At 72.9% G+C, this 25,068-nt stretch carries 26 protein-coding genes and 1 riboswitch; of the genes, 16 read left to right on the top strand and 10 right to left on the bottom strand.

Going from position 1 to position 25,068, the window contains the following annotated elements:
• Positions 1-113: 113 nt before the first annotated feature.
• From ACFVX9_RS12100 to ACFVX9_RS12090, 3 genes are all read right to left on the bottom strand, one after another.
• Entirely contained in the window at positions 114-1,601 is a 1,488-nt protein-coding gene (locus tag ACFVX9_RS12100; RefSeq protein ID WP_380562046.1) for an FAD-dependent monooxygenase, read from the bottom strand.
• Between the two features lie 156 nt (positions 1,602-1,757).
• Entirely contained in the window at positions 1,758-3,458 is a 1,701-nt protein-coding gene (gene paaN, locus ACFVX9_RS12095; protein WP_063348432.1) for a phenylacetic acid degradation protein PaaN, read from the bottom strand.
• Positions 3,459-3,655: 197 nt separating this feature from the next.
• Complete coding sequence (locus tag ACFVX9_RS12090; protein ID WP_363368170.1) at positions 3,656-4,924, bottom strand: hypothetical protein; 1,269 nt, start codon at positions 4,922-4,924, stop codon at positions 3,656-3,658.
• A gap of 128 nt (positions 4,925-5,052) precedes the next feature.
• Between ACFVX9_RS12090 and ACFVX9_RS12085 the strand changes: the two genes are divergently transcribed.
• Positions 5,053-5,637 carry a TetR/AcrR family transcriptional regulator gene (locus ACFVX9_RS12085; protein WP_063348430.1) on the top strand — a complete coding sequence of 195 codons (585 nt, stop codon included), beginning with the start codon at positions 5,053-5,055 and terminating at the stop codon, positions 5,635-5,637.
• Between the two features lie 29 nt (positions 5,638-5,666).
• Here the strand turns inward: ACFVX9_RS12085 and ACFVX9_RS12080 are convergent, their stop codons facing one another.
• The gene (locus ACFVX9_RS12080; protein WP_380371340.1) at positions 5,667-6,113 is read right to left on the bottom strand and encodes an Lrp/AsnC family transcriptional regulator; all 447 of its coding nucleotides are present in this window, start codon (positions 6,111-6,113) and stop codon (positions 5,667-5,669) included.
• A 164-nt stretch (positions 6,114-6,277) separates the two neighbouring features.
• Between ACFVX9_RS12080 and pdhA the strand changes: the two genes are divergently transcribed.
• From pdhA to ACFVX9_RS12060, 4 genes are all read left to right on the top strand, one after another.
• Positions 6,278-7,417 (top strand): pyruvate dehydrogenase (acetyl-transferring) E1 component subunit alpha, encoded by a 1,140-nt coding sequence (gene pdhA / locus ACFVX9_RS12075; protein ID WP_063348428.1) that lies wholly within the window; start codon positions 6,278-6,280, stop codon positions 7,415-7,417.
• Positions 7,417-8,421, top strand: coding sequence for an alpha-ketoacid dehydrogenase subunit beta (locus tag ACFVX9_RS12070; RefSeq protein WP_380482902.1), 1,005 nt, complete (start codon positions 7,417-7,419; stop codon positions 8,419-8,421). Before pdhA ends, ACFVX9_RS12070 begins: the two co-directional genes overlap by 1 nt.
• Entirely contained in the window at positions 8,421-9,743 is a 1,323-nt protein-coding gene (locus ACFVX9_RS12065; protein WP_387981507.1) for a dihydrolipoamide acetyltransferase family protein, read from the top strand. The genes ACFVX9_RS12070 and ACFVX9_RS12065 overlap by 1 nt, the downstream gene beginning before the upstream one ends.
• 223 nt (positions 9,744-9,966) lie before the next feature.
• Entirely contained in the window at positions 9,967-11,670 is a 1,704-nt protein-coding gene (locus tag ACFVX9_RS12060) for a globin domain-containing protein (protein WP_387981485.1), read from the top strand.
• Positions 11,671-11,710: 40 nt separating this feature from the next.
• Here the strand turns inward: ACFVX9_RS12060 and ACFVX9_RS12055 are convergent, their stop codons facing one another.
• Entirely contained in the window at positions 11,711-12,253 is a 543-nt protein-coding gene (locus tag ACFVX9_RS12055; RefSeq protein ID WP_063348425.1) for an NUDIX domain-containing protein, read from the bottom strand.
• 327 nt (positions 12,254-12,580) lie between these two features.
• Here ACFVX9_RS12055 and ACFVX9_RS12050 point away from each other — a divergent pair, with 327 nt between their 5' ends.
• Positions 12,581-13,456: an IclR family transcriptional regulator gene (locus ACFVX9_RS12050; protein ID WP_380371348.1), complete on the top strand. Its 876-nt coding sequence runs from the start codon at positions 12,581-12,583 to the stop codon at positions 13,454-13,456.
• A 248-nt stretch (positions 13,457-13,704) separates the two neighbouring features.
• Positions 13,705-14,130, top strand: a complete 426-nt coding sequence (locus tag ACFVX9_RS12045; protein WP_380371351.1) for an SsgA family sporulation/cell division regulator — start codon at positions 13,705-13,707, stop codon at positions 14,128-14,130.
• Between the two features lie 136 nt (positions 14,131-14,266).
• Here ACFVX9_RS12045 and ACFVX9_RS12040 read toward each other — a convergent pair whose 3' ends face one another.
• The gene (locus ACFVX9_RS12040; RefSeq protein WP_063351244.1) at positions 14,267-14,647 is read right to left on the bottom strand and encodes a phage holin family protein; all 381 of its coding nucleotides are present in this window, start codon (positions 14,645-14,647) and stop codon (positions 14,267-14,269) included.
• 153 nt (positions 14,648-14,800) lie between these two features.
• On the opposite strand from ACFVX9_RS12040, the gene ACFVX9_RS12035 reads away from it, so the two are divergent.
• The 8 genes from ACFVX9_RS12035 (at position 14,801) to ACFVX9_RS12000 (ending at position 19,963) form a co-directional block, all read left to right on the top strand.
• Positions 14,801-15,118 carry a cupin domain-containing protein gene (locus ACFVX9_RS12035; RefSeq protein ID WP_063348423.1) on the top strand — a complete coding sequence of 106 codons (318 nt, stop codon included), beginning with the start codon at positions 14,801-14,803 and terminating at the stop codon, positions 15,116-15,118.
• Between the two features lie 66 nt (positions 15,119-15,184).
• A complete protein-coding gene (tenA, locus tag ACFVX9_RS12030) occupies positions 15,185-15,853 on the top strand; it encodes a thiaminase II (RefSeq protein WP_063348422.1) in 669 nt (222 codons plus the stop codon).
• 216 nt (positions 15,854-16,069) lie between these two features.
• Positions 16,070-16,270: a DUF5326 family protein gene (locus ACFVX9_RS12025; protein ID WP_380482896.1), complete on the top strand. Its 201-nt coding sequence runs from the start codon at positions 16,070-16,072 to the stop codon at positions 16,268-16,270.
• 138 nt (positions 16,271-16,408) lie between these two features.
• Positions 16,409-16,543: riboswitch (TPP riboswitch) on the top strand.
• Entirely contained in the window at positions 16,539-18,416 is a 1,878-nt protein-coding gene (gene thiC, locus ACFVX9_RS12020) for a phosphomethylpyrimidine synthase ThiC (protein ID WP_387981482.1), read from the top strand. Its footprint overlaps the riboswitch before it by 5 nt.
• Before the next feature lie 158 nt (positions 18,417-18,574).
• Complete coding sequence (locus ACFVX9_RS12015) at positions 18,575-18,802, top strand: AbrB/MazE/SpoVT family DNA-binding domain-containing protein (RefSeq protein WP_387981480.1); 228 nt, start codon at positions 18,575-18,577, stop codon at positions 18,800-18,802.
• The gene (locus tag ACFVX9_RS12010; RefSeq protein WP_380482890.1) at positions 18,792-19,238 is read left to right on the top strand and encodes a type II toxin-antitoxin system VapC family toxin; all 447 of its coding nucleotides are present in this window, start codon (positions 18,792-18,794) and stop codon (positions 19,236-19,238) included. Before ACFVX9_RS12015 ends, ACFVX9_RS12010 begins: the two co-directional genes overlap by 11 nt.
• A 90-nt stretch (positions 19,239-19,328) precedes the next feature.
• Positions 19,329-19,559, top strand: coding sequence for a hypothetical protein (locus ACFVX9_RS12005; RefSeq protein WP_043915407.1), 231 nt, complete (start codon positions 19,329-19,331; stop codon positions 19,557-19,559).
• A complete protein-coding gene (locus tag ACFVX9_RS12000) occupies positions 19,556-19,963 on the top strand; it encodes a type II toxin-antitoxin system VapC family toxin (protein WP_387981478.1) in 408 nt (135 codons plus the stop codon). The genes ACFVX9_RS12005 and ACFVX9_RS12000 overlap by 4 nt, the downstream gene beginning before the upstream one ends.
• Positions 19,964-20,006: 43 nt before the next feature.
• On the opposite strand, the gene ACFVX9_RS11995 is transcribed toward ACFVX9_RS12000, so the two are convergent.
• On the bottom strand, positions 20,007-20,438 hold the full coding sequence (locus tag ACFVX9_RS11995; protein ID WP_387981477.1) for a CBS domain-containing protein: 432 nt from the start codon (positions 20,436-20,438) through the stop codon (positions 20,007-20,009).
• A gap of 256 nt (positions 20,439-20,694) precedes the next feature.
• On the opposite strand from ACFVX9_RS11995, the gene ACFVX9_RS11990 reads away from it, so the two are divergent.
• Positions 20,695-21,201: a DUF5994 family protein gene (locus ACFVX9_RS11990; protein WP_387981476.1), complete on the top strand. Its 507-nt coding sequence runs from the start codon at positions 20,695-20,697 to the stop codon at positions 21,199-21,201.
• On the opposite strand, the gene ACFVX9_RS11985 is transcribed toward ACFVX9_RS11990, so the two are convergent.
• The 3 genes from ACFVX9_RS11985 to ACFVX9_RS11975 all read right to left on the bottom strand — a co-directional run bounded on the left by ACFVX9_RS11985 (position 21,159) and on the right by ACFVX9_RS11975 (position 24,752).
• Positions 21,159-21,992 carry a hypothetical protein gene (locus tag ACFVX9_RS11985; protein WP_380371370.1) on the bottom strand — a complete coding sequence of 278 codons (834 nt, stop codon included), beginning with the start codon at positions 21,990-21,992 and terminating at the stop codon, positions 21,159-21,161. The genes ACFVX9_RS11990 and ACFVX9_RS11985 overlap by 43 nt on opposite strands.
• A 240-nt stretch (positions 21,993-22,232) precedes the next feature.
• Positions 22,233-23,480: a metallophosphoesterase gene (locus ACFVX9_RS11980; protein WP_380423527.1), complete on the bottom strand. Its 1,248-nt coding sequence runs from the start codon at positions 23,478-23,480 to the stop codon at positions 22,233-22,235.
• A 114-nt stretch (positions 23,481-23,594) separates the two neighbouring features.
• The gene (locus ACFVX9_RS11975) at positions 23,595-24,752 is read right to left on the bottom strand and encodes a LacI family DNA-binding transcriptional regulator (RefSeq protein ID WP_063348415.1); all 1,158 of its coding nucleotides are present in this window, start codon (positions 24,750-24,752) and stop codon (positions 23,595-23,597) included.
• Positions 24,753-25,068 lie beyond the last annotated feature (316 nt).

Below are 25,068 nucleotides of genomic sequence, written 5' to 3'. Positions count from 1 at the left end.
GTGGGGGGGGGGGGGGGGGCGGGGGGGGGGGGGGGGGGGTTTGGGAGGGGGGGGGAACCCAGGAGGGGGGGGGGGGGGGGGGCGGGGGCGCCCCCCCCCCCCGCCGGCGGGGGTCAGGGGGTGCCGAGCCAGGCGGTGAGGGCGGTGCGGAGCTCGCCCTGGCCGGGGTCGACGGCGCCCCAGGCGGCGTAGCCGTCCGGGCGGATCAGCAGGACGGTGTCGCGCAGCTTGCCGTGCGGGTCGGCCGGGGCGGCGGTGACCATGCGGTCCGCCCAGGGCTCGGCGGCGGCCAGCTCGTCGTTGCTGACCAGGACGAACTTCCCCTCGCGCAGCGCCTCGTAGAGCCGCTCGGGGGCGGCCGGGGCGCCCTCGACGGGCTTGCGCAGCGCCGTCAGCCGCAGGTCCGGGACGCGCTTGCCGACCTGCGGGTGGGCGTCCTTCGGGGCCGGGTAGGAGATGTCGATGCCGGAGACCATCCGGGCGCCGCGCTCGGTGACCAGGTCGAGGTGGCCGCCGAGCGTGGTGAGCGCCCCGCGCAGGGCGCGGGTGGGGGCGGACTCGGCGAGGGCGAGCCGGATCAGCGCGCCGGAGGTGCGCAGCACCGTCCGGCCGACCGGGTGCCGTTCGCTCTGGTAGGTGTCGAGCAGGGCGTCGGTGGCGCGGCCCTGGAGGGCGGCGGCGAGCTTCCAGGACAGGTTGGCGGCGTCCTGGAGTCCGGTGTTCATGCCCTGGCCGCCGGCCGGGGAGTGGCAGTGCGCGGCGTCGCCGGCCAGGAAGACCCGGCCGGAGCGGTAGTTGGGGGCCTGGCGCTCGTCGCTGTGGAAGGTGGAGCTCCAGCGGACGTCGTGCAGGCCGTAGTCCTCGCCGAGGGTGGTCCGGGCGATGGCGGCGAGGCGCTCCGGGGAGGGGGTGGTGCCGTCCGGCTGCCGCTCCTTGCGGTCCCAGGCGATCAGCCGGTACCAGCCGTCGCCGAAGGGGGCCAGGAAGGAGAAGCCGGTCTCGTTGGCGCCGACGGTGATGGTGTCGGCGGGCTCGCGCTCCAGCCGGACGTCGGCGAGCATCACCGAGTCGACCACGGACTCGCCGGGGAACGGGATGCCGAGCAGGTCGCGCACGGTGGAGCGGACGCCGTCGGTGCCGACCGCGTACCGGGCGGTGAAGGTGTTCCCGTCGCGGGTCTCCAGGGTGACGCCCTCGGCGTCCTGGCGCAGGGCGGTGACCTCGGCGCCGCGCAGGATGGTCGCGCCGGCCTGCTCGGCGCGCTCCTGGAGCAGCCGTTCGACGTGGTACTGCGGCGTGATCAGGACGAACGGGAAGCGGGTGGGCAGCGAGCTCAGGTCGATGCCGAAGCGGTCGAACATCCTCAGGCCGGTGACCGGGCGGCCGGTGGCGATGAGGTCGTCGGCGAGGCCGCGGGCGTCCAGGAGCTCCAGGCTGCGGGCGTGCACGGCGAAGGCCCGGGTCAGGTTGGACTCGGCGCCGCGCTTCTCCAGGACGGTGACGCCGACCCCGGCCGCGGCGAGGTCGCCGGCCAGTAGCAGTCCGGTCGGTCCGGCACCGACGATCAGGATGTCGGTGGCGGTCGTCGGCTTCGCGGTCATGTGTCAGCTCCCGGTGTTCGGAGGGCGGTTGGACGCCGTGTCCGGCGTTCTCCCAGACTCCATCATCCAGGGCCCGCGGGGAGCTGTGAACCGCCGGGCCCCGGCGGTGGGTGACCGCCGGGGCCCGGAGCGGATCGGACGGGGCCGGGACGGCGCTCAGCCGTGCCGGCGGACCTCCACGGTACGGAACCGGTTGGCGACGAACGCGCCGTCGCAGTAGGCCGAGTTGGCGGCCGGGTTGGCGCCGGTGCCGTGCAGGTCGGAGAAGGCGGCGGTCTGATTGGGGTAGACGCCGCCGGTCAGGTTGAGCGAGAGCGAGACGCCGGCGTCGAGCGCGGCCGCCACCAGCAGGCCCTCCACCTCGGGCGAGGTGGTGTAGCCGGAGGCGGTCATGGCGCCCTTGTCGCGGACCGTGGTGCGCAGCAGTTCGACGGCGGCGGGGGTGGACTCGACGGCGACGGCGAAGGAGACCGGGCCGAAGCACTCGGTGCGGAAGACCGCGCGGTCGTCCGGCTTGTCGGCGTCCAGCTTGACCAGCGCGGGGGTGCGGACGGTCGCGCCGGGGAAGTCCGGCGAGGTCACCGCGCGCGGGGCGAGGGCGAGCTCGCCGTACTCGCCGCCGGCCGCGGCGGCCGAGCGCTGCAGCACGCCCGGGTTGACCACGGCGCCGAGGATGGCGGCGGCGCGGGCGTCGTCGGAGAGCAGGCCGTCGATGGCGGCGGCGAGGTCGGCGACGACCTGGTCGTAGGACTTGTCGCCCTGGTCGGTGGCGATGCCGCCGCGCGGGATCAGCAGGTTCTGCGGGGTGGTGCACATCTGGCCGCTGTAGAGCGAGAGGGCGAAGGCCAGGTTGCCGAGCATGCCCTTGTAGTCGTCGGTGGAGTCGATGACGACCGCGTTGACGCCGGCCTTCTCGGTGTACACCTCGGCCTGCTTGGCGTGCTCCTCCAGCCAGTCGCCGAAGGCGGTGGAGCCGGTGTAGTCGATCAGCCGGATCTCGGGGCGGACGGCGAGGGTCTGGGCGACGGTGCCGCCCTCGTGCTCGACGGCCAGGCAGACCAGGTTGGGGTCGTAGCCGGCCTCGGCGAGCACCTCGCGGGCGGTCCGGACGGTCAGCGCGAGCGGCAGCACGGCGCGCGGGTGCGGCTTGACCAGCACCGGGTTGCCGGTGGCCAGCGAGGCGAACAGGCCGGGGTAGCCGTTCCAGGTGGGGAAGGTGTTGCAGCCGACCAGCAGCGCGAGGCCGCGCGGGACGACGGTGAACTCCTTGGTCATCACCAGCGGTTCGCGCTTGCCCTGGGGCTTGGTCCAGCCGGCCCGGCGGGGCAGCCGGGTCTGCTCGGCGTAGGCGTAGGTGACCGCCTCCAGGCCGCGGTCCTGGGCGTGCGGGCCGCCGGCCTGGAAGGCCATGCCGTAGGCCTGGCCGGTGGTGTGCATGACGGCCTGGCCGAACTCGTGGGAGCGGGCGTTGATCCGGTGCAGGATCTCCAGGCAGACGGCGGCGCGCTCCAGCGGGGTGGCGGCGGCCCAGTCGGGCCGGGCGGCGCTCAGCGCGGCGATCAGCGCGTCCGGCTCGGCGTGCGGGTAGCCGATGCCCAGCTCGATGCCGTACGGGGAGGCTTCGCCGCCGACCAGGTCGCCGTCGGCGGGGTGGCCGTCGAGGGTGAACGGCTTGCCGAGCAGGGCGTCGAAGGCGGCCTTGCCGTCCGCCGGGCCGCTCTCGCCGTACGCCTTCGGGAACTCGGGGTAGGGCGACCAGTAGTCGCGCTTGGCGGCGGCGTCGAGGGCGGCGTCCAGGGTGGCCTGGTGGCGCTCGACCAGCTCGCCGACGAGGGGGTGGGTGACCGCTGCGGACATCTGTGCGCTCCTCAGGAGGGAGGACGGGACACGTCACAGGGTAACCGAACGATCGGTCGGCTCAAGAGGGTGCAGGGGACGGAATCCGGGAAAACGCACGGGGGTGGTGTCCGGAAACGCGCGGGCGCGGTGTCCGGAAAACGCGCGGGGGCGCGTCCGTGGTGGACGCGCCCCCGTGGGCCGGTGCCGGGCAGGGCCTACGGCACGCCCAGCTCGAAGATGACGTACCCCGCGTACCAGCCGGAGGCGACCGCCCCGAAACCCAGCACCGCGGCCAGCACCGGCCAGCTGAGCTTGCGCATCGCCACCGCGAGCGCGATCAGCAGCGGGAACGCCGGCAGCAGGTAGCGCGAGACGTTGCCGAAGATGCCGAGGCTCCCCAGCACCGAGACGATCGTGGCCAGCGTGTAGGCGGTGAGCACCAGCGGCGGGCGCAGCCGGATCAGCAGCACGATCAGCACCGGCAGGGTGAGCACGATCAGGGTGGCGAAGAGGTCCGGCACCGGGAACGCGAACGGGTAGTCGTTGCGGCCCAGCAGCACGCCGCGGATCGCGTGCCAGGTGCCCTGGCCCCAGTCGAAGTAGTGCAGCCAGGCGTCGTGCTGGAGCCGGAAGTAGCCGCCCCACTCGCCCATCCGCCAGCCCACCCAGGCCACGTAGCCGAGCAGGCCGACCGGGGCCAGCAGCATCGCGGTCAGCGGGCGCAGGACGCCGCTCTCCCGCCGGTACAGCTCCACCAGCGCGGCCAGGCCGACCGCGCCTATCAGCGCCGCGGCGGTCGGCCGGTTGAGCCCGGTGACCAGGGTGATCACCCCGGCGGCGACCCACTGCTTGGTCATCACGCAGTAGCAGGCCCAGGCGGCCAGCGCGACGAAGGTGGAGTCCGAGTAGACCGCCCACTCGGCGCCCGAGCCCGGGGCGATCGCCCAGATCCCGGCCGCGATCACGCCCGCCCTGGGGCCGGCCATCCGGTCCACCACGGCGTAGATCCCGGCGGCGGCGAACAGCGAGGCCACCACCGACACCAGCATCCCGGCGCCGTACAGGCCGAGGCCGGTGACGTCCGAGGTCATCCGCATCAGGCCCGGGTAGAGCGGGAAGAACGCGGCGGAGTTCTGCTCGACGGAGAAGCCGACCGGGCCGTTGGGGATCGTGACCAGCGCCGGGTGGTAGCCGAACTGGGCCACCTGCTGGTACCACCAGCCGTCCCAGGTGGCCAGCACGTCCCAGGGGTTGGCGCCGCCGCCGAACCGGGCCGGCTTCTTGAGGTAGTCGCCGGAGAAGGAGAGCAGCTTCATGAAGACGGTGAAGCCGATCAGCTTCAGCACCGCGTAGCACCACACCGCCGGCCCGAACCGGACCACCAGGGCGCGGGCGCCTTCCCGCCAGCCGCTGCCGGGCACGCCCCCCGGATCATCGCTGCGCTGCTCGGGCACGTCGGAGGCGACGGCCGGTATTGCGTTCATTCGGACTGGACCCCACCCTGCTGGACGTGGACGATCGTCCGCCGAGTCTAGGGCCTGCGCATCGGGGCCTGGTGTGGACCAACCGACCCGATCGCGTACGGCGCGGGGCGGCCGGGGATACTCGGAGGATGGCCGATCACAGCACGCGTACCGCCTACACCGTGGAGTCACTGCTCGCGGTGACCGTCGACGTGTTCAACGAGCGCGGCTACGACGGCACCTCGATGGAGGACCTGTCCCGGGCGGCCGGGATCTCCAAGTCGTCCATCTACCACCACGTCCGCGGCAAGGAGGAGCTGCTGCGGCTGGCCGTCGGGCGGGCGCTGGACGGGCTGTTCGCGATCCTGGCCGAGCCGGCGGCGGTGCGGGGCCCGGCGGTGGAGCGGCTGGAGCACGTGGTGCGCCGCACCGCCGAGGTGCTGCTCGCGGAACTGCCGTACGTGACACTGCTGCTGCGGGTGCGCGGGAACACGGTGACCGAGCAGTGGGCGCTGGAGCGGCGCCGGGAGTTCGACCACCAGGTCGCCGAGCTGCTGCGGGCGGCGGTCGCGGACGGTGCGCTGCGCGCGGACGTCGAGCCGCGGTTGGCCACCCGGCTGCTGTTCGGGATGATCAACTCGATCGTGGAGTGGTACCGGCCGGGCCTCAAGGGCACCGACGGCGTCGCGGACGCGGTCGTCCACCTGGCCTTCGACGGGCTGCGCGCGCGGTAGCCGCCACCGGCCGGCCGGTGGCCCGGCCGTCAGTCCGGGGGGACCTGGTCGGTCTCCTCGAAGATCAGCATGGTCCGGGTGCCGAGCACCTGGGGGATGGACTGGATGCTGCCCAGCACCAGCTCCCGCAGCGCGTGGTTGTCCGCGGTGTGCACCAGCAGCAGGACGTCGAAGTCTCCGCCGACCAGGGCGATGTGGGCGACCCCGGGGAGCTCCAGCAGCTGCCCCCGGACCGTGCGCCAGGAGTTCTGGACGATCTTCAGGGTGATGTACGCGGACGCGCCCTGACCTGCCCGTTCGTGGTCGACGCGGGCGGTGAAGCCGCGAATGATGCCGTCCTCGACCATCCTGGAGATCCGGGCGTAGGCGTTCGCCCGGGACACGTGCACCCGCTCGGCCACCGAGCGGATCGAGGCGCGGCCGTCCTGCTGCAGCAGCCGCAGGATCGAACGGTCGACCCGGTCGAGTCTGGACATCTGTTCAGCCGACATGACCCCCCACCCTCGCCGATTGGACACACTGCCACCAGTCGACCGCCGCTCAGGCCGAATGTCCACCACCTTGTCACGCTTCTGGTCAAGATGAACAGACGACCGAACAATCGGTAGGGAGCCCCCGCCACCCCAGGAGGTGCCCCGAGATGACCGTTCTCGACCACAGACACCACACGGCGGTGCCCGGCTGGACCCCCGGGGCCACCGCCCCGCGGACCGACCCGGCCCCCCTGCTCCCGGACGCCTCACCGGTCCGGGTGCTCGGCACCCCCGCGCTGGAGAAGTACGACCCCGCACTGCTGCGCGAGCTGTACCGCCGCCTGGTGGTCGGCCGCCGCTTCAACCAGCAGGCCACCACCCTGACCAAGCAGGGCCGGCTGGCCGTCTACCCGGCGTCCACCGGCCAGGAGGCCTGCCAGGTCGCCGCCGCGCTGGTGCTCGGCGAGGCCGACTGGCTGTTCCCCAGCTACCGCGACACCCTCGCGGTGGTCTCCCGGGGCGTCGACCCGCTGGAGGCGCTGACCCTGCTGCGCGGCACCGCCCACACCGGCTACGACCCGCGCGCCACCCGCACCGCCCCGCTCTGCACCCCGCTCGCCACCCAGGCCCCGCACGCCGTCGGGCTGGCGCACGCCGCCCGGCTGGCCGGCGAGCCGGTGGTCGCACTGGCCATGCTCGGCGACGGCGGCACCAGCGAGGGCGACTTCCACGAGGCGCTGAACTTCGCCGCGGTGCTCCAGGCACCGGTGGTCTTCCTGGTGCAGAACAACGGCTACGCGATATCCGTCCCGCTCAGCGCGCAGTCCGCCGCGCCCACCCTCGCCCACAAGGCCGTCGGCTACGGCATGCCGGGCCGGCTGGTGGACGGCAACGACGCGCCCGCCGTGCACGGCGTCCTGACCGAGGCGGTCGAGCGGGCCAGGACCGGCGGCGGCCCGACCCTGGTCGAGGCGCTCACCTACCGGGTCGAGGCGCACACCAACGCCGACGACGCCACCCGCTACCGCACCGATCCGGAGGTGGCCGCCTGGCGGGAGTACGACCCGATCCTGCTGATGGACCGCTCGCTGCGCGAACTCGGCGTCCTGGACGACGCGCTGGTGCAGTCGGCGGCCGACGAGGCGGAGGCGCTGGCGGCCCGGATGCGGGCCGAGTTCCACGCCGACCCCGAGCTGGACCCGATGGCGCTGTTCACCCATGTCTTCGCCGAGCCGACCCCGCAACTGCGGGAACAGGCCGCCCAGTTGTCCGCCGAGCTGGCCGCCGAGGCCGAGGTGCAGCACTGATGAACCAGACGGCCACACCGACCCGTACGGCGACCATGGCGCAGGCGCTCAACGCGGCGCTGCGCGACGCCCTGCGCGAGGACCCGGCGGTGCACGTGCTCGGCGAGGACGTCGGCGCGCTCGGCGGCGTCTTCCGGATCACCGACGGGCTGACCGCCGAGTTCGGCCCCGACCGCTGCCTGGACACCCCGCTGGCCGAGGCCGGCATCCTCGGCACCGCGATCGGCATGGCGATGTACGGGCTGCGCCCGGTCGTCGAGATGCAGTTCGACGCCTTCGCCTACCCGGCGCTGGAGCAGCTGTTCTCGCACGTCGCCAAGATGCGCAACCGCACGGCCGGCCGACTCCCGCTGCCGATCACCGTCCGCATCCCGTACGGCGGCGGCATCGGCGGGGTCGAGCACCACAGCGACGCCTCCGAGGCGTACTACGCGGCCACCCCCGGCCTGCACGTGGTCACCCCGGCGACGGTCGCCGACGCGTACGGGCTGCTGCGGGCCTCGATCGCCTCCGACGACCCGGTGGTCTTCCTGGAGCCCAAGCGGCTCTACTGGGGCAAGGACGGGTTCGACCCGGCCGCGCCGGTCGAGCCGATCGGCCGGGCCGTGCTGCGGCGGGCCGGCACCTCCGCCGTGCTGATCACCTACGGGCCCTCGCTGCCGGTCTGCCTGGAGGCGGCCGAGACGGCGAAGGCCGAGGGCTGGGACCTCGCGGTGCTGGACCTGCGCACCCTGGTGCCGTTCGACGACGAGACGGTCTGCCGGGTGGTGCGCTCGCTCGGCCGGGCCGTGGTGGTGCACGAGGCGAGCGGCTTCGGTGGCACCGGTGCGGAGATCGCCGCCCGGGTCACCGAGCGCTGCTTCCACCACCTGGCCGCGCCCGTGCTGCGGGTGACCGGCTTCGACATCCCGTACCCGCCGCCGATGCTGGAGCACCACCACCTGCCCGGGGTGGACCGGATCCTGGACGCGGTCGCCCGGCTGCAGTGGGAGGACCGAGGATGATGCCCGTCGTGCGCGAGTTCCGGCTGCCCGACCTCGGTGAGGGACTCACCGGGGCCGAGGTGGTGCGGTGGCTGGTCGAGGTCGGCGAGGTGATCGCGGTCGACCAGCCGGTGGTGGAGGTGGAGACCGCCAAGGCCGTGGTGGAGGTGCCCTGCCCGTACGGCGGGGTGGTCACCGCCCGGTACGGCGAGGAGGGCGAGGAGATCGCCGTGGGCGCGCCGCTGGTGACGGTCGCGGTGGCTCCGGCGGACGGGGCCTCGCTGCTGGCCGAGGCGGCGGCCGGGATGCTGGCCGGGGCGGCGGCGGAGGTGGAGCGGCCGCTGGTCGGGTACGGGGTCGCCGAGCCGGGGAAGGGCGGGCGGCGGCGCCGGGTGGGGGGTGCTGTTCCTGCTGTCGTTCCTGTTGCTGTTCCGGTTGTTGTTGCGGCTCCCGCGCTGGTGGTGCGGACCGTTCCGGGCGTGGTGCCGGTGATCTCACCGCTGGTGCGGCGGCTGGCCCGGGAACAGGGGGTCGACCTGGCCGCGCTCTCCGGCAGCGGCCCGGACGGGCTGATCATGCGTGCGGACGTCGAACGGGCGGTCGCGGTGAAGGCGGCGGCCCCGACGGCGCCGACGGCTCCGGCGCCGGTGGCGAGGGAGGGCGTCGTCCCGCTGCGCGGGCTGCGCAAGGCGGTGGCCGAGAAGCTCAGCCGCAGCCACCGGGAGATCCCCGCCGTGACCTGCTGGGTGGACACCGATGCCACCGAACTGATGCTGCTGCGGCGGCAGTTGAATGCCGCCCCGGGCCCGAAGGTGAGCGTGCTGGCGCTGCTCGCCCGGATCTGTACGGTCGCGCTGGCCCGCTTCCCGGAGCTCAACTCCAGTATGACGGAGGATGGTTCGGGCATCATCCGGCACTCGGCGGTGCACCTGGGCTTCGCCGCGCAGGGCGAGCGGGGTCTGGTCGTCCCGGTGGTGCGGGACGCCCACGCCCGCACCACCGAGCAACTCGGCGAGGAGCTGGGCCGGTTGACCGAGGCGGCGCGCGACGGCTCGCTCACGCCGGCCGAACTGACCGGCGGCACCTTCACGTTGAACAACTACGGGGTGTTCGGCGTGGACGGCTCCACCCCGATCCTGAACCACCCCGAGGCGGCGATGCTCGGGGTCGGCCGGATCGTCGCCAAACCCTGGGTGCACGAGGGGGAGTTGGCGGTGCGCGAGGTCGTGCAGCTGTCGTTCACCTTCGACCACCGGGTCTGCGACGGCGGGACGGCGGGCGGTTTCCTGCGGTTCGTCGCGGACTGCGTGGAGCGGCCGGGGACGCTGCTGCGGCAGCTCTGAGCACGGCTCGGTCGCCCTGGGTGGCGTGCTCCGCACCCAGGGCGACGGGGCGCGAATCGAGGGAGAGTAGCGCGTCCCGGGCCCGGGTGTCCGGGCTTCGCGTGATTTGTCGGATGAGCAGTTCGGGCGTGCCACGCTGCCTAGGCGCCAGCAGAGACAAGCCAGGTGGTGGCGCAGGGCGGCCGGAGGCGAAACGATTCTCTTGGGTACTCGAAACGTTGCGGTGAAGTCCCGCAGAACACTTCTGGTCCGCACCGGGTACGGATCGGCGGGCGCCGCCTCCGTCCCGGGCCTGCCGGAGCTCCCGGCGGACATGGCGGCGGACCCGACGGCGCACGTGACGGCCGAGGTGACGGCGGCCGGGACGGCGGCCGGGATGGCAGCCGAGAGGGCGGCCGGGGCGGGGCTCGAACGGCCGCCGATGCCGCTGGACCCGCCGGACCTCCCGCCGCAGATCCCGCCGCAGATCCCGGCCGAGGCGCCGACGGCCGTCCTCCCGGCGGTGCCCGCCCTCCCGTGGGTGCCCGCCCCGCCGGTGCAGCCGCCGGCCGTCCCCGCGCCCGGCTACCCGGAGCCGCCTGCCGAGCCGCCTGCCGCCCCCGCGTTCCGGCCGCTGTTCACCGATGCTCCCGGCCTCAACTGGGCTGGACCCGGCGACAGTTGGAGCAGGGCCTGGGCCGCGCAGGAGCCCGCCGAGGGCCGGCCGACCCAACTGTCGGCCCCGTTGCCCGCCCCGCTGCCCGCCCCCGACCGCAGCGCCCCCGACCGCGGCGCCTCCGCCGTCGAACAGCCGCTCACCGTACGGGACGTGGAGCTGATCCGGGCCAGCCTGGTGGTCGTCGAGCCGGTCGCCGACCGCGCCACCGCGCACTTCTACGCGCTGATCTTCCTGCACCACCCCGAGGTCCGGGCGCTCTTCCCCGCCGCCATGGACGTCCAGCGGGACCGCCTGTTCCGCGCGCTGCTGGCCGCCGCCCGCAGCGCCGACGACCCGGCCGGCCTGCGCGTCCACCTCGGCGCGCTCGGCCGCGGCCACCGCCGGTACGGCACGCTGACCGGCCACTACGGCCCGGTGGGCGAGTGCCTGGTGCAGGCGCTGGCCAGGTACGCGGGCAGCCGGTGGGACGCCGAGACCGAGCTGGCCTGGCGCCGGGTCTACCGGCTGGTCTCCTCGATCATGATCGAGGCCGCCGAGGACGCCGCCCGCACCTCGCCGCCCTGGTGGCAGGGCGAGGTGGTCCGGCACGAGCGCCGCACCCGGGACGTCGCGGTGATCACCGTCCGGCCGGACCAGGCGTACCCGTACCGGGCCGGGCAGTACACCAGTCTGGAGACGCCCTGGTGGCCGCGGGTCTGGCGGCACTTCTCGTTCGCCTCGGCCCCCCGGCCGGACGGGCTGCTGACCTTCCACGTGAAGGCCGTCCAGGCGGGCTGGGTGAGCAACGCGCTCGTCCACCGGGCCGCGCCCGGGGACGTCCTGCGGCTGGGCCCGGCGGCCGGCACGATGACCGCCGACCACGTCGCCGGCGCGGACCTGCTCTGCCTCGGCGGCGGCACCGGCATCGCGCCGATCCGCGCGCTGGTCGAGGAGGTGGCCGAGTGCGGCACGCCGGTCGGCGCCGTCGACGTGTTCTACGGGGCCCGCCGCGCCGCCGATCTGTACGAGCTGGACGGGCTGGACGAGTTGGCCCGGCGGCTGCCGTGGCTCGCGGTGCGGCCGGTGCTCTCCGGCGCCGGGCCGGCCGAGGGTGCGCTGACCGGCGAACTCCCTGAGGTGGTAGGGCGGTTCGGGCCGTGGGCCGGGCGGGAGGCGTTCCTCAGCGGGCCGCCCGCGATGGTCCGCCGGGGCGTCGGGGTGCTGCTGCGCTCGGGCGTGCCGGCCGAGCGGATCCGGCACGACCTGGTGGGCGACCTCGCGGCGGGGTGAGCGGGCGGCGGGGTGAGTGGGCGGCGGGGTGATCGGTCGGTCAGCCGAGGTCCGGGGCGAGCAGCGCGCGGACGCCCTCGATGTTGGCCGCCAGGTACGCCCGCAGCCGGGGCGGGACGACGTTGACGGAGGTCACCCCCTCGCGGGTGAACGGCAACCGGACCACCTGGTACTCGCCGTTGGGCTCGTCCACCTCGGGGCCGTGCCGCCGGCTGAGGTCCATCGAGGCGAGCCGGCAGGCGAAGAAGTGCTGCACCTTGACCCCGTGCGGGTGGAGCAGGGTGCCGTCGTCATGGTGCGTGTGGCTGATGGTGTCGACGAAGGCGGGCACCACGTCGACGATCTTGCCGCCGAGTTCCTCGTCCACCTCGCGGTGCAGCGCCTCGACCACGGTGCGGTCGCCGCGTTCGACCCCGCCGCCGGGAGTGATCCAGTACGGCTGGGGCGAGCCGGGCCGGACCCGCCGGATCAGCACGATCGAGGCCGGGCCGTACGGGTCGTCCGGGTCGAGCTCCAGCAGGATCGCCCGCGCGGTGCGCTTCACCACCGGGCGGGGCGGCGGGGTTCGGTTGTCGGGGCCCATGGCGACCTCCGGGGCTGGAGCGTTGTGCGGGAGTCTCCCGCGGGACGGTCCGGCCGAAACCCGCCCGAACCGGTGCGTCCGTTCGGGGGCGGGGAGTAACTGCGGATAGATCTTGGATAGCGAAGGTGAATCTTGAACTGATCTTCCAAATGTCGATCGATTCTGATATTTACCTTCGAATCGAAGGATTTTGCCGAGTGATCGCTGTAAGAGTGATTGCAGGGAGGTCATCCCTGTGCTGCAATGAGCCACTATCGGGCAGATCGGAGGGCTTCGCTCCGGATGCCCTTTCTGTGCATTGACTCGGGCTGGGGGATGGACGTGGCCATGGATCAGATCGCAGAGCCGTCCAGGACGGTCCGCACCGGGCGCGTCGCCAGGTCGCCGACGCCCACCTCGCCGCCCGGCAGCCCGCCGACGCCCACCTCGCCGTCCACCTCGCCGTCCACCTCGCCGGGCAAAGGCCGCGGCCCCACCCTGATCGGCTCCGTCCAGCGGGCGCTGCGGCTGCTGGAGGCCGTCGGGGGATTCCGGCAGGGCGCCACCGCCAAGCAACTGGCCCGCGCCGCCGGACTGCCGCTCGGCACCGCCTACCACCTGCTGCGCACCCTCACCCACGAGGGCTACCTCCGGCGCTCCGACGGCCGGTTCTTCTACGGGGAGTCGGTCAACGGCATAGGCCGGGCCGACGACCGGCAGTCCGACCGGCACGACCTGCGCACGCGGATGCAGCGGTTACGGGACGAACTCGGGGCCCCGGTCTACTTCGCGCTCTACCGGGACGGCGAGATCCACGTGGTGGACGTCGCCGACGACCCCGGCCGCCCCGCCGTCCAGCCCTGGGCCGACCTCCGCGCCACCGGCCACGCGCACGCCATCGGCCAGTGCCTGCTCGGCCAACTGTCCGAGGAGGAGCGCCGTGACCACCTCGCCCGCCACCCGCCGGTCGGGCTCACCCCCTCCACCGTCACCGGCGAGGCCGCCGTCCTGCGCCGGCTCGCCTCGCTGCGGCCGACCATGCCCGTCCTGGAACGTCAGGAGTACGCGCTCGGCACCGTCTGCGCGGCCGTCCCCATCACCGTCGGGCCGATGGTCGCCACCATGGCCCTGTCGCTGCCGGTCGAACAGGCCGACCGGCTGACCGTCGTCGCCGGCCAACTGCGGCGCAGCGTGGGCGCGATGGGCCCGTCGTTCGTCCTCTGACGCTCCTCGCGCCGGTACGGATCCCGTCCGTTCACCATTTGAAAAAGCACACCTTGTCCACTACGTCCCCAAACGTGGACGATGGTGATCTAACAGGGATTGGTTGCACAAAACCGTCAGAAACCGCCACCCACCCAGCAATTGACGATCCCGGCCCCACGCCCGAAGCCCCCCGCATCCGAAGCCCCCCGCCCCCACCGCACGGCCCACCCGGCCGCCCCCCACGCCCCACGAGAGGTACTGGCGCCATGCAGCACAGCACAGTCCAGGGACACCTGGTGATGAACCTCGTGGTCTCGCACGAGCTCTCCTTCCGCATCGTGGTGGACCTGGAGTACGAGCCCGGCGACCCGTACGCCGTCCGGTTCACCTTCCACCTGCCCGGCGACGAACCCGTCACCTGGGTGTTCGCGCGCGAGCTGCTGCTCGACGGCATCAGCCGGCCCTCCGGCGAGGGCGACGTGCACATCCACCCGGTCGGCGAGGAGCTCACCGAGGTCTGCATCGTGCTGCACTCCCCCGAGGGGGACGCCCTGCTGCGGGCCTCGGCGCCGCCGCTGGTCGCCTTCCTGGCGCGCACCGACCGGCTGGTGCCGATGGGCCAAGAGATCACCGGGCAGGAACTCGACGCCCAGCTCGCGGACATCCTCCGGGGATGTGAGAACGCGGGGTGAGCGGTGGCCGCGCCGCCGCCACCGACGAAGGGGCCCGCGCCGGGTGAACCACCCGGGCGCGGGCCCCTCTCGTGTTCGGCCGGTCGGTGACCGGCCAGGTCGGGTTCGGCCAGTCGGTGCCCGGCCACGGCCGAGGTCAGTCGTCGTCCAGGGCCAGGTGCAGCCCCCACGAGACCAGGCTGATGATCAGCGAGCCGAGCAGCGCCGGCACGAAGCCCGTGACGTTGAAGTCCAGGTGCAGCTTCCCCGCGGCCCAGGAGGTCAGCCACAGCATCAGGGCGTTGATCACGAAGGTGATCAGCCCCAGGGTGAGGATGAACAGCGGGAACGAGAACAGCTTGACCAGCGGCTTGATCAGGAAGTTGACCAGGCCGAAGACCACGGCGACGGCGACCACCGTCAGGGCCTTGTGTCCCAGGTCGGCCTTGCCGCTCGCGAGTTGGATACCGTTGACGATCCAGGCGGCGACCCAGATGGCCACCGCGTTGATCACTGTCTTGATGAGGAAACCCTTCATGACGCCCAAGCCTGGCAGGCCCCGCCGCCCCGGGGGAAGCTCTCCTCGGACATGTTGGCGCTCCCGCCGGACATCTTGGCGGCCCCGGTCCGGCGCCCGTGGTGTTGAATGCCCGTGGCCCGCACGGTGGATGGACGAAGGAGGGGAGCAGCGGTGAAGCTGTTCCGGTTGGACGAACTGGACGTCGAACGCGCGGCGAACGACGGTGCGTACCTGCGCTTCCTGCGCGAACCGCGGATGTCGGCCGGGCTCTACGCGCTCTCCCCCGGCGACACCGACCCGCAGACCGCGCACGACCAGGACGAGATCTACCAGGTGATCAGCGGCCGCGCCGAACTGACCGTCGGCGCCGAGACCGCCACGGTCGGGCGCGGCACCGTCGTCTACGTCCCGGCCGGCACCGAGCACCGCTTCCACCACGTCACCGAGGAACTGCGGGTCCTGGTGGTGTTCTCCCCGCCCGAGGGCTGACCGTCTGCGGACCTGCCGGGGGCCGACCGGAGCCCGGCTTGGGGCCGACCGTCTAGGGTCCTGGGCATGAGCAAGAGCCTGACGGAAGAACTCTGGGCGGCCATCGAGCCGGTGTACGCCGAGATCCTCGCCCACCCCTTCATCGGCGGCCTCACCGACGGCACCCTGCCGCGTGCGGCCTTCCGCCACTTCGTCGTCCAGGACTCGCACTACCTGCGCGACTACGCCCGCGCGCTCGCCGTCTGCGCCGCCAAGGCGCCCGGCGAGGAGGACGTGCGGGCCTTCGCCGACGACGCGGTCGGCGCGCTGGCCGCCGAACAGGGCATGCACGCCGAGTTCCTGACCGCCTTCGGCGGCAGTGCCGAGCAGGCCGCCGCCGAACCGGTGCTGCCCACCACCCGGGCCTACACCAGCTACCTGCTGGCCACCGTCTACGGCGGCTCCTTCGCCGAGGCCGTCGGCGCGGTGCTGCCCTGCTACTGGATCTACGCCCGGGTCGGCGAGGCGCTGCTCGCCCAGGGCTCCCCCGACCCGCTGTACGCCAAGTGGATCGCCACCTACGGCGACGAGGCGTTCCAGTCCGTCGTCCGCCGGGTGCTGGCGCTCACCGACCGCCTCGGCGAGGAGATCTCCCCGGCCGAACGGCGCCGGGTCGTCGAGCACTTCACGACCACCTCGCGTTACGAGTGGATGTTCTGGGACGCCGCGTGGCGCGGCGAGCGCTGGCCGGTCTGACCGCTGGTCGCATGGGGTGCGGGGCCCTTTCCGGGGGTCGTCCCCGATGCCCGTACCCGGGTCTCCCCGGGGCCCCGGGTCGGGGTGATCTAGGGGTTCTCTCCGGGCCATCGGGCCTCGTTCCGGCACTCGTGTCCCCGTACGATCGAAGTACCGAAAGCAAGCGGGATGCGGCACCGGACGGCAGCCGACCCCACGGGGAGAGAAGGAACGGTCATGGCTGAGCTCTGGAAGTCGCTGCCCTCCTGGGTGCGGAACATCGTCATCCCGGTGCTGGTCCTGGTGCTGCTCTGGAACATCGTGGGATTCGTCTTCGGTGTCGTCGGCGCCCTGCTGAGCATTCTGATCAAGGTGCTGGTCGTCGCCGGCATCGCCGCCGCCGTGGTGGTCCTGGTGAAGAAGGCCGCCAAGGGCTGAGCAACCGCCCGAGGCCCGGCCCCCTGGACGGGGGCCGGGCCTTCGGCGTTCCCGGCGCGGCGTCCGGCCGGCCGGAGGCGTGCTGGACCTGCGGCGATCGGCTCGCTACGGTGTTGGGCGTCATGTGCAGGCAACACCGCCTGCCGACGCGGGAGCTCGGAGCACCGGGCTGAGAGGGCGCTGACCGGGACGTCGACGGACGGACCGACGGCTGCGTCGACCGCAGGAACCTGACCGGGTAATGCCGGCGTAGGGAGTTTGAGGTCAGATGACCACGTTCGAAGCACAGCCGCAGCCTGCCCGCAGCACCGGGAACAGCGGCACCGAGGCCGGCGGCAGCGAGACCGGCGAGGCCGCCACCGCCACCGCCTCCGTCACCAGCGCCGGCACCGGCTACCCCACCCCGGCCTGGCGCAAGGCCTACCGCGAAGGGTCCCGGCCCGACCTGCGGGTCCCGTACCGCGAGGTGCAGCTCACCAACGGCAGGACCGTCCCGCTGTACGACACCTCCGGCCCGTACACCGACCAGGCCTACGAACCCGACGTGCGGCGCGGCCTGCCCGCCCTGCGCGACGCCTGGATCCGCCTGCGCGGCGACGTCGAGGAGTACGACGGCCGCGAGGCGCGCCCCGAGGACGACGGGATCAAGCACACCTCGCCGCGCGGCGGGAACCTGCGCAACCTGGACGCCGTCTTCCCGGGCCGCCCGCGCCGCCCGCTGCGCGGCCGCGGCGGTGCCGCCGTCACCCAACTCGCCTACGCCAAGCGGGGCGTGGTCACCCCCGAGATGGAGTTCGTGGCGCTGCGCGAGGGCCTCGCCCCCGAGTACGTGCGGGCCGAGGTGGCCCGCGGCCGGGCCGTCATCCCGGTCAACGTGAACCACCCCGAGGTGGAGCCGGCGATCATCGGCACCAACTTCCTGGTGAAGATCAACGCCAACATCGGCAACTCCGCCGTCACCTCCTCGATCGAGGAGGAGGTGGAGAAGATGACCTGGGCCACCCGTTGGGGCGCCGACACCGTCATGGACCTCTCCACCGGCCGCAACATCCACACCACCCGCGAGTGGATCCTGCGCAACTCCCCCGTGCCGATCGGCACCGTGCCGCTCTACCAGGCCCTGGAGAAGGTCGACGGCAAGGCCGAGGACCTGAGCTGGGAGGTGTACCGGGACACCGTCATCGAGCAGTGCGAGCAGGGCGTCGACTACATGACCGTCCACGCCGGCGTCCTGCTCCGGTACGTCCCGCTGACCGCCCGCCGCAAGACCGGCATCGTCTCGCGCGGCGGCTCGATCATGGCCGCCTGGTGCCTGGCGCACCACCAGGAGAACTTCCTCTACAGCAACTTCGAGGAGCTCTGCGACATCCTCGCGCGCTACGACGTCACCTTCTCGCTCGGCGACGGCCTGCGCCCCGGCTCCATCGCGGACGCCAACGACGAGGCGCAGTTCGCCGAACTGCAGACCCTCGGCGAACTCGGCCGGATCGCCCGCGAGCGCGACGTCCAGGTGATGATCGAGGGCCCGGGCCACGTCCCGATGCACAAGATCAAGGAGAACATGGATCTCCAGAAGGAGATCTGCGACGAGGCGCCGTTCTACACCCTCGGCCCGCTCACCACCGACGTCGCCCCCGGCTACGACCACATCACCTCGGGCATCGGCGCCGCGATGATCGCCTGGTGGGGCACCGCGATGCTCTGCTACGTCACGCCCAAGGAGCACCTGGGCCTGCCCAACCGCGACGACGTCAAGACCGGCGTGATCACCTACAAGATCGCCGCCCACGCCGCCGACCTCGCCAAGGGCCACCCCGGCGCCCAGGACTGGGACGACGCCCTCTCCGACGCCCGCTTCGAGTTCCGCTGGGAGGACCAGTTCAACCTGGCCCTCGACCCGGAGACCGCCCGCGCCTTCCACGACGAGACCCTCCCCGCCGAACCCGCCAAGACGGCCCACTTCTGCTCCATGTGCGGCCCGAAGTTCTGCTCGATGAAGATCAGTCAGAAGATCCGCGCCGAGCACGGCGACGGTTCCAGCGCCGTGGAGACCGAGTTCGACGCAGAGGCCCTGGCGGGCATGGCGGAGAAGTCCGCCGAGTTCGCCGCCCAGGGCAACCGGGTCTACCTCCCCCTCGCCGACTGACGTCGTTCTGTCGAAGCGCTGCTCCGGGTGTCTCGCTGTTCCTGTGGCAGCGCTTCGGCATGCCTGGGCCACGGGGCTGCACGCGGGCCACCGGGGGAGCCGGTCGCCGAGCTAGTATTACGTGGTAGTGGTAATACGTGCTACTTCGGAGGTGGGAGATGCGGCTCAACAGCAAGGGGCAGGTCACGATCCCTGCGGATCTTCGCGAGAAGTGCGGCCTGCGTCCCGGGGATGAGGTGGACGTCATCGAGGAGGACGGCGTCCTGCGGATAGTGCGTCGGGCGGGCCACAGCACCAGGGGGCAGCGGGCGGCCCGCCGGATGAGGGGAAGCGCCGCGGGCGGCATGTCCACTGACGAGATCATGGAGCTGTTGCGTGGCGAGTAGCCGGTTGAGGCTGGTCGAACCGGGCCGGGCGCGGCCGGTGACGCTGGTGGACTCCTGCGTGCTGCTGGATCTGATGACGGACGACGAGACCTGGGCCGATTGGTCGGAGGCCGCGCTGTCCAAGGCCCAGGACGAGGGCGAAGTGGTGATCAACCCGATCGTCTACGCGGAGGTCTCGGTGGCATACGCCGCGATCGAGGACCTTGACGCCGTCCTTCCGGCCGAGGACTTCGGGCGGGAGCCGCTCCCCTACGAGGCGGGGTTCCTGGCCGGCAAGGCATTTCTGCTGTACCGCAAGCGCGGCGGGCAGAAGACCGCACCGTTGCCGGACTTCTACATCGGTGCGCATGCGGCGGTGCGCGGCTACCGGTTGTTGACCCGTGATGCCACGCGCTACCGCACGTACTTCCCGACCATCGAGTTGATCTGCCCCTAGTCGGGCTGCGACTGGCCGACTGAGGCTGCCGCGCGAACCGCGCGGGCTTGACAGTCTGCATTGTGCAGGCATCGGCGCTAGAATGCAGATATGACAGCGCTCACCATCCGGGACGTCCCGGACGACCAGATCCAGACCCTGAAGGTCCGCGCCGCCCAGGCCGGCAAGTCGCTGCAGGCGTTCATGCAGGACCTGATCGCCAGGGAGGCGTCCAGGCCCACGATGGCGGAGATGATGGCGCGGTTGGACCGCGAGACCACCGCCCGTGTCAGTGCCGCCGACGTCGTCGCGGCCATCGACGAGGGGCGAGCCGGGCGTTGATCGTCATCGACTGTTCCGCCCTGGTCCTGGTCCTCACGGCGCACGGCCCGGACGGGGAACTCGTCCGGGGCCGGGTGGCCGCGGCGGGGGACGTCTACGCCCCCACCCTCCTGGACTACGAGATCCAGTCGGCCCTCCTCGGCATGCAGCGGGGCGGCAAGCTGACCGAGCGGGAAGTGGAACGAGCGGTCGCCGCCTACCGGATGCTTCCCATTGCCAAGCGGGAGACGCTGGCGTTCTGGGACAGGGTGAAGAAGCTGCATGCCAACCTCAGCGCCTACGACGCCCAGTACGTCGCCCTGGCGGAGGCCCTCGGCGTACCGCTGATCACCAGTGACGCGAGGATCAGGCGCAGCGGCGCGGCGAAGTGCGACATCGAGGTCTTCGCCTCGACCGGCCCCTAGCCGGAGCAGCGCGCCTCAGCGGTGCCCGGCGGGGCGGTGCGGGTCAGGCGAGGGCGGGGGCGGGTTCGAGGAGGCCGGTGGCGCGGTCGGCGGTGAGGATGCCGAGGATGTAGCCGTCGTCGTCGACGACGGGCCAGACCGCCATGCGTTTGATCCGCATCGTGATCGCGGCCAGGGCCAGGCCCAGGGCCGGCCAGGCGAACGGGCCGCGCTGGTGCGCGGTGGTGCTGATCGAGGTCCGCTCGGTGGTCCGGGGGTGCTCCAGGAAGGTGTGGAGCCCGGTGCGGGTGACCAGCCCCTCGCACCGGCCGTCGTGGTCGCGGACGAGCAGGTACTCGACGTGGGCGCCGCGCAGGATGTCGTTGGCCTGGTCGACGGTGCTGTCGTCGGCTATCTGGTACTCGCAGGGCTCCATCGCGTCGGCGACCGTGAGGCCGTGACCGGTGCGTGCCGCCTGCGGGGCGTGAGTGGTCACGGTGGTCACCGCTTCCCGTCCCCGGGTGCCCGGCCGGAACGGCTCGGACGACCCTTCACCCAGAACGAAGCCGGAACGGGTACCGGGATGCGGAATGCCCTGGATGTCTTCGAGCGTACTCCCGTGACGGGAGGCCCGTCGGAGGGTGCCGCGGAGTACCGTTGGGAGACAACCGAGGACATTCCGTATACCGGTACCGGCGCTGGTGTCGCCCTAGGTCATGACAGGTCCCTGCGGACCGGACGGGCGGCTTCTGATGCTGCCGATCCCCCTCCCTGTTCCCGCCACCCCCGGGCCGTGGTCCGTGCCCGGCGTCCCGCTGCTGCCACGTCTGGTGCTGGAGCCGACGATGTCGCGGGGCGGGGTCTTCGACGGCGCCTGGTGGCCGCGTTCGAACCGGGTGCTGGCCGAACTGCCGGACTTGGTCACCGCGCTCGGCGCCCACCTGGGGCGCATCATCCGGGTGGGCCTCGACACCTCGGCCTGGGACGGCGTGCCCCGGTCCGTCGTGGTGAACGGCCTCCTGATCAGGGTCAACTGGCTCACCAGCAGCCACGCGACCATCAGCGTCACCCGCGGCTTCCAGGACCACTTCCTCCTCCTGGTCGTGCCGCCCCGCACCGATCCGGAGACGGCTTCCACGGCCATGGCGGCGGCGTCGGCGACCGGCAACCGCACCCCGGCGGCCGAACTCCTGCTGGACTGGCCGGGGTTCGGGTGTCAGGTGACGTCGTCGGGGCTGGTGAAGGCGGGGCTGGTGTAGCCGGGGGCGGTGAAGTCGGGGGCCGGGGTGGGGACGGTGCCGGGGCTGGTGAAGTCGGGTGAGGTGTAGTCGGCGGTGGGGACGGGGCCCGGGCTGGAGAAGTCGGGTGAGGTGTACCCCGGGCTGGTGAAGTCGGGGGCGCCGGCGGGGACGGCGGGCAGGTGGGTGTGCAGGTAGGGGAGCAGGCCGTGGTCGCGCAGCGCGGTGCGCCATTCGCGGCGGGCGTCGGCGAGTTCGGCGGCGAGTTCGGGGTCGGTGCCGGCCGGGGCGGCGGCGCCGCCGTCGCGTATGGCGGTGAGGACGAGTCCGATGATGCCGATGGCCATCGCGGCGACTCCGGCGGCGAGGGCGACCCAGCCGGCGGTGACGAGGCTGCGGGCGAGGGTGAGGTCGGGGTTGGCGGCGCGCAGCAGGTAGCCGATGAGCAGCAGGACGAGGGCGGCGGTCCAGGCGAGGACCGGGGTGAGCACGGTGAGGACGGGGAAGAGCCCGGCGCCGCCGTTGGCGGAGCGCAGTTGGGTGAGCAGTCCGGGGGCGATGGGTTCGGCGCCCGGGGGCGGCGGGGGTGTGGTGCGCAGGGTCTCGCGCAGCCGGGTGTAGTGCGCGTACTCGGTGGCGGCCGCGGCGGCGATGGCGTCGGCGTCGCGCAGGGCGCGGATGCGCAGCTGGTCGGTGGTGAGCGCGCCGGGTGCGCGTAGGGCGGTGAGGACGGTGCGGTCGCGCAGGGCTTCGGCGAGGAGGCGCTCGTATTCCGGGCGGTCCTCGGCGAGCAGCGGCGGGGGGTTGGTCATGGGGACCCCGTTCATGCGGACCCCGGTTCGCTCCGCCCCAGGGGCCGCGGGGCCCTCAGGGGCGCCGAAACGGGCGCGGAGGCGGGCCGCCGGACGGGCGGCCGGGTGTGGTGTGCCTCATGGTAGGGGCGGGCGCGGCCGTGCTGACAGTCGGTTTCCGGAATTTCGCGCCCCGGCCCGCGCGCGTGCGGTGGCCCGGGCGCCGGGAACGCCCGTTCGACTGGCCCTGGCCCGCGGGCCTCAGTTGACGGGGAGTCGGGCGACGAGCAGGCGCCCTTCCATGGTGACACCGCCGTCCATGGCCACCGCGAGGTCGTCGGCGTAGACGTAGGGGCCGGGGATGTGCGGCGGCTGGCCGTCGTCGGCGTGCACCGCGCCGGTGAGGTACGGGATGGGGCTGTGCCCGTGCACGATGCGGGTGCCGCCGTAGGTGTCGAGGAGTTCGTGGACGGCCGTCGGGCCGGCGTCGCCGCGGAAGGCGAAGCGCTTGGTGAAGCGGCGGAAGCAGTCCCACCACTCGTCGACGCCCTCGTCGGCGAGCAGGCTGTGGACGGCGTCGTTGACGTCGGGGATGGACTCGCCGTACTCCAGGTACGCGGTGGTGTCGGAGTGCAGCAGCAGGTGGCCGTCCTCCAGCGCGATGGCGGGCAGCCGGGAGAGCCAGCTGATGTGGTGGCCCTCCAGGCGGTCCAGGTCGTGCTGCTGGCCGCCGTTGAGCCGCCAGGCGGCGAGGAAGGAGGCGGTGCCGGCGGTGGACTGGACGGGTTCGTCGCCGTACCGGGCGGCGCCGAGGAAGAGCAGTTCGTGATTGCCCATCAGGGCACGGCAGTAGCCGCCGGCGGCGGCGGCTTCGGCGGCGAGCTGCATCACGAGGTCGATGACGCCGATGCCGTCGGGGCCGCGGTCGGTGAAGTCGCCGAGGAACCAGATCCGGGAGCGGCCGGCGGACCAGTGGCCTTCGGCGTCGATCAGGCCCTGGTGGCGCAGCTCGGCGCGCAGTTCCTCCAGGTAGCCGTGCACGTCGCCGACGACGTAGAGCGGGCCGGGGGGCTCGCCGGGGCCGGGGGCGGGGTACGGGTAGCTGGGCGCGGAGGGGTCGGGCAGCGGCGGGCCGAGTTCGATGGTCGGCGGGTCGTCGCGGCCGGGGGCCTGGTGGCCGGGGGCCTGGTGGCCTGGGGACTGCTGGTCGGGCAGGGTCGGCTCGTAGCCGGGGTGGTCTTGGTGGGAACCGGGGTGGTCCTGGTGGAAGACCGGGGCGTTCTCCGGGGCGTGCACGGTGTGGTCCTGCCCGTCGGCGGGCCAGTGCTGCTCCAGGTAGCGGGCTCCGCCGTAGCCGCTGTAGGTCTCCGCTTCGTACGGCGTGCCGGGGTAGCCGGTGGCGGGCTCCGGTTCGTAGTAGGTGCCGTACGGCAGCACGTCGAGGTCCGGCTGGTGGCGGGGGCCTGAGTCGGGGTGTTCAGGCCCGGGGAAGCGGTCCTCGGGTGTCATTCGCCCATCATAGGAAGACCACTCTCCCGGCGTCGTCACCTGGTGGGTATCCAATCCTCCGGAGCGTCAGCCGGGCCGTCCCGCAAGGTCCGTTTTGTCCCGGCTCGGTATGGTCTAGACCTCGCCCGGGGGTCGGGGAGGGCTGACGGTGGTGCGCGGGCTCCGGCGCAGGGAGGACGCGCGGACGATCAGCTCGGTCGGCATCAGGGTGCCCGGTGGCGGGCCGGTGCCGGCGGTGCGGAAGCGCGGCGGGAAGAGCCGGGCGATGTCGACGCCCGTCCCGGAGTCGACGCCCTCGATGGCGTCGATGAGCAGGTTGACCACGGTGGTGCCGATCCGGCGGGGCTTGAGGGAGAGCGTGGTGATCGGCGGTTCGGTGGTGGCGTAGACGTCGCTCTCGCTGCAGCAGACCAGCAGCAGGTCGTCGGGGACCCGCAGGCCGTAGCGGCGGGCGGCGGCGAGCAGGTCGGTGCCGTTGGGGTCGAACAGGCCGTAGACGGCGTCGGGCCGGTCGGGGCGGGCGAGCAGCCGGTCGGCGGCGACGGCGCCGGCGGCCGGGTCGTGCGCGGGGTAGGCCTCGTAGACCGGCTCCTGGCCGACCTTGGCGCACCAGCCGAGGTAGGCCTCGGTGGAGAGCCGGGTGTAGGTGTCGGTGCTGGTGCCGGTGAGCAGGCCGATGCGGCGGGCGCCGGCCTCGGAGAGGTGGTCGAGGATGCCGAGCACGGCGGCCTCGTGGTCGTTGTCGACCCAGGCGGTGACCGGGCAGTTGCCGGGCTTGCCGTCGCTGACGACCGGGACGCCGGACCGGTACAGCTCGCTGACCAGGGGGTCCTGGTCGGGCGGGTCGATCACCACGGTGCCGTCCAGGGCGATGTTGCCCCAGACGTCGTGGCGGGAGGAGGCGGGCAGCACCACCAGCGCGTAGCCGCGGCCGAGGGCGGCGCTGGTGGCGGCCCGGGCCATCTCGGCGAAGTACGCGAACTCCGTGAAGGTGAACGGTTCTTCGCCGTAGGTCGTGACGGTCAGCCCGATCAGGCCGGACCGTCCGGTGCGCAGGGTGCGGGCGGCCGCGGAGGGCCGGTAGCCGAGGCGTTCGGCGACCTCGCGCACCCGGCTGCGGGTCTCGTCGGGCAGGCGGCCCTTTCCGTTCAGCGCGTCGGAGACGGTGGTGATCGACACTCCGGCGGCTGCTGCCACATCCCGGATGCCGGCCCGCTCCAGACGCCGTGAGGTGGTGGGACGCCGACCGCTCTGGTTGGCTGCTGCTGTCATGGCGGACCGATCGTATGGCTCCTGACAAGGGTCTGTGACCGGCGCATCGGGAGCCCTTGGAGATACGTTTCTCCAAGAGTGAGCCGGGGTGCGCTCCTTCGATACCCGCACGAAACCAGCCGTCTTACCTCTGACATGTGCCAAAGGAACCCGGCAGAATGGCTGATCTGCGCCTGTCACCCGACCGGGCATCTCACCCCTACGGGTGAGCGCGGTCGGTATCGTTCAAGGCACCCGACCGGGGTGCCCCGGACGCGTTCCGAGATCCCGGGCACGGTGGCGATCCCACAGGTGGCGGGGGCGACCGCACCGGAGA

The sequence above is a fragment of the Kitasatospora sp. NPDC058243 genome, from assembly GCF_042882025.1.
GTDB lineage: Bacteria > Actinomycetota > Actinomycetes > Streptomycetales > Streptomycetaceae > Kitasatospora.
The sequence above is the reverse complement of the archived record's forward strand: the minus strand, read 5'-3'. Positions and strand labels throughout refer to the sequence as shown.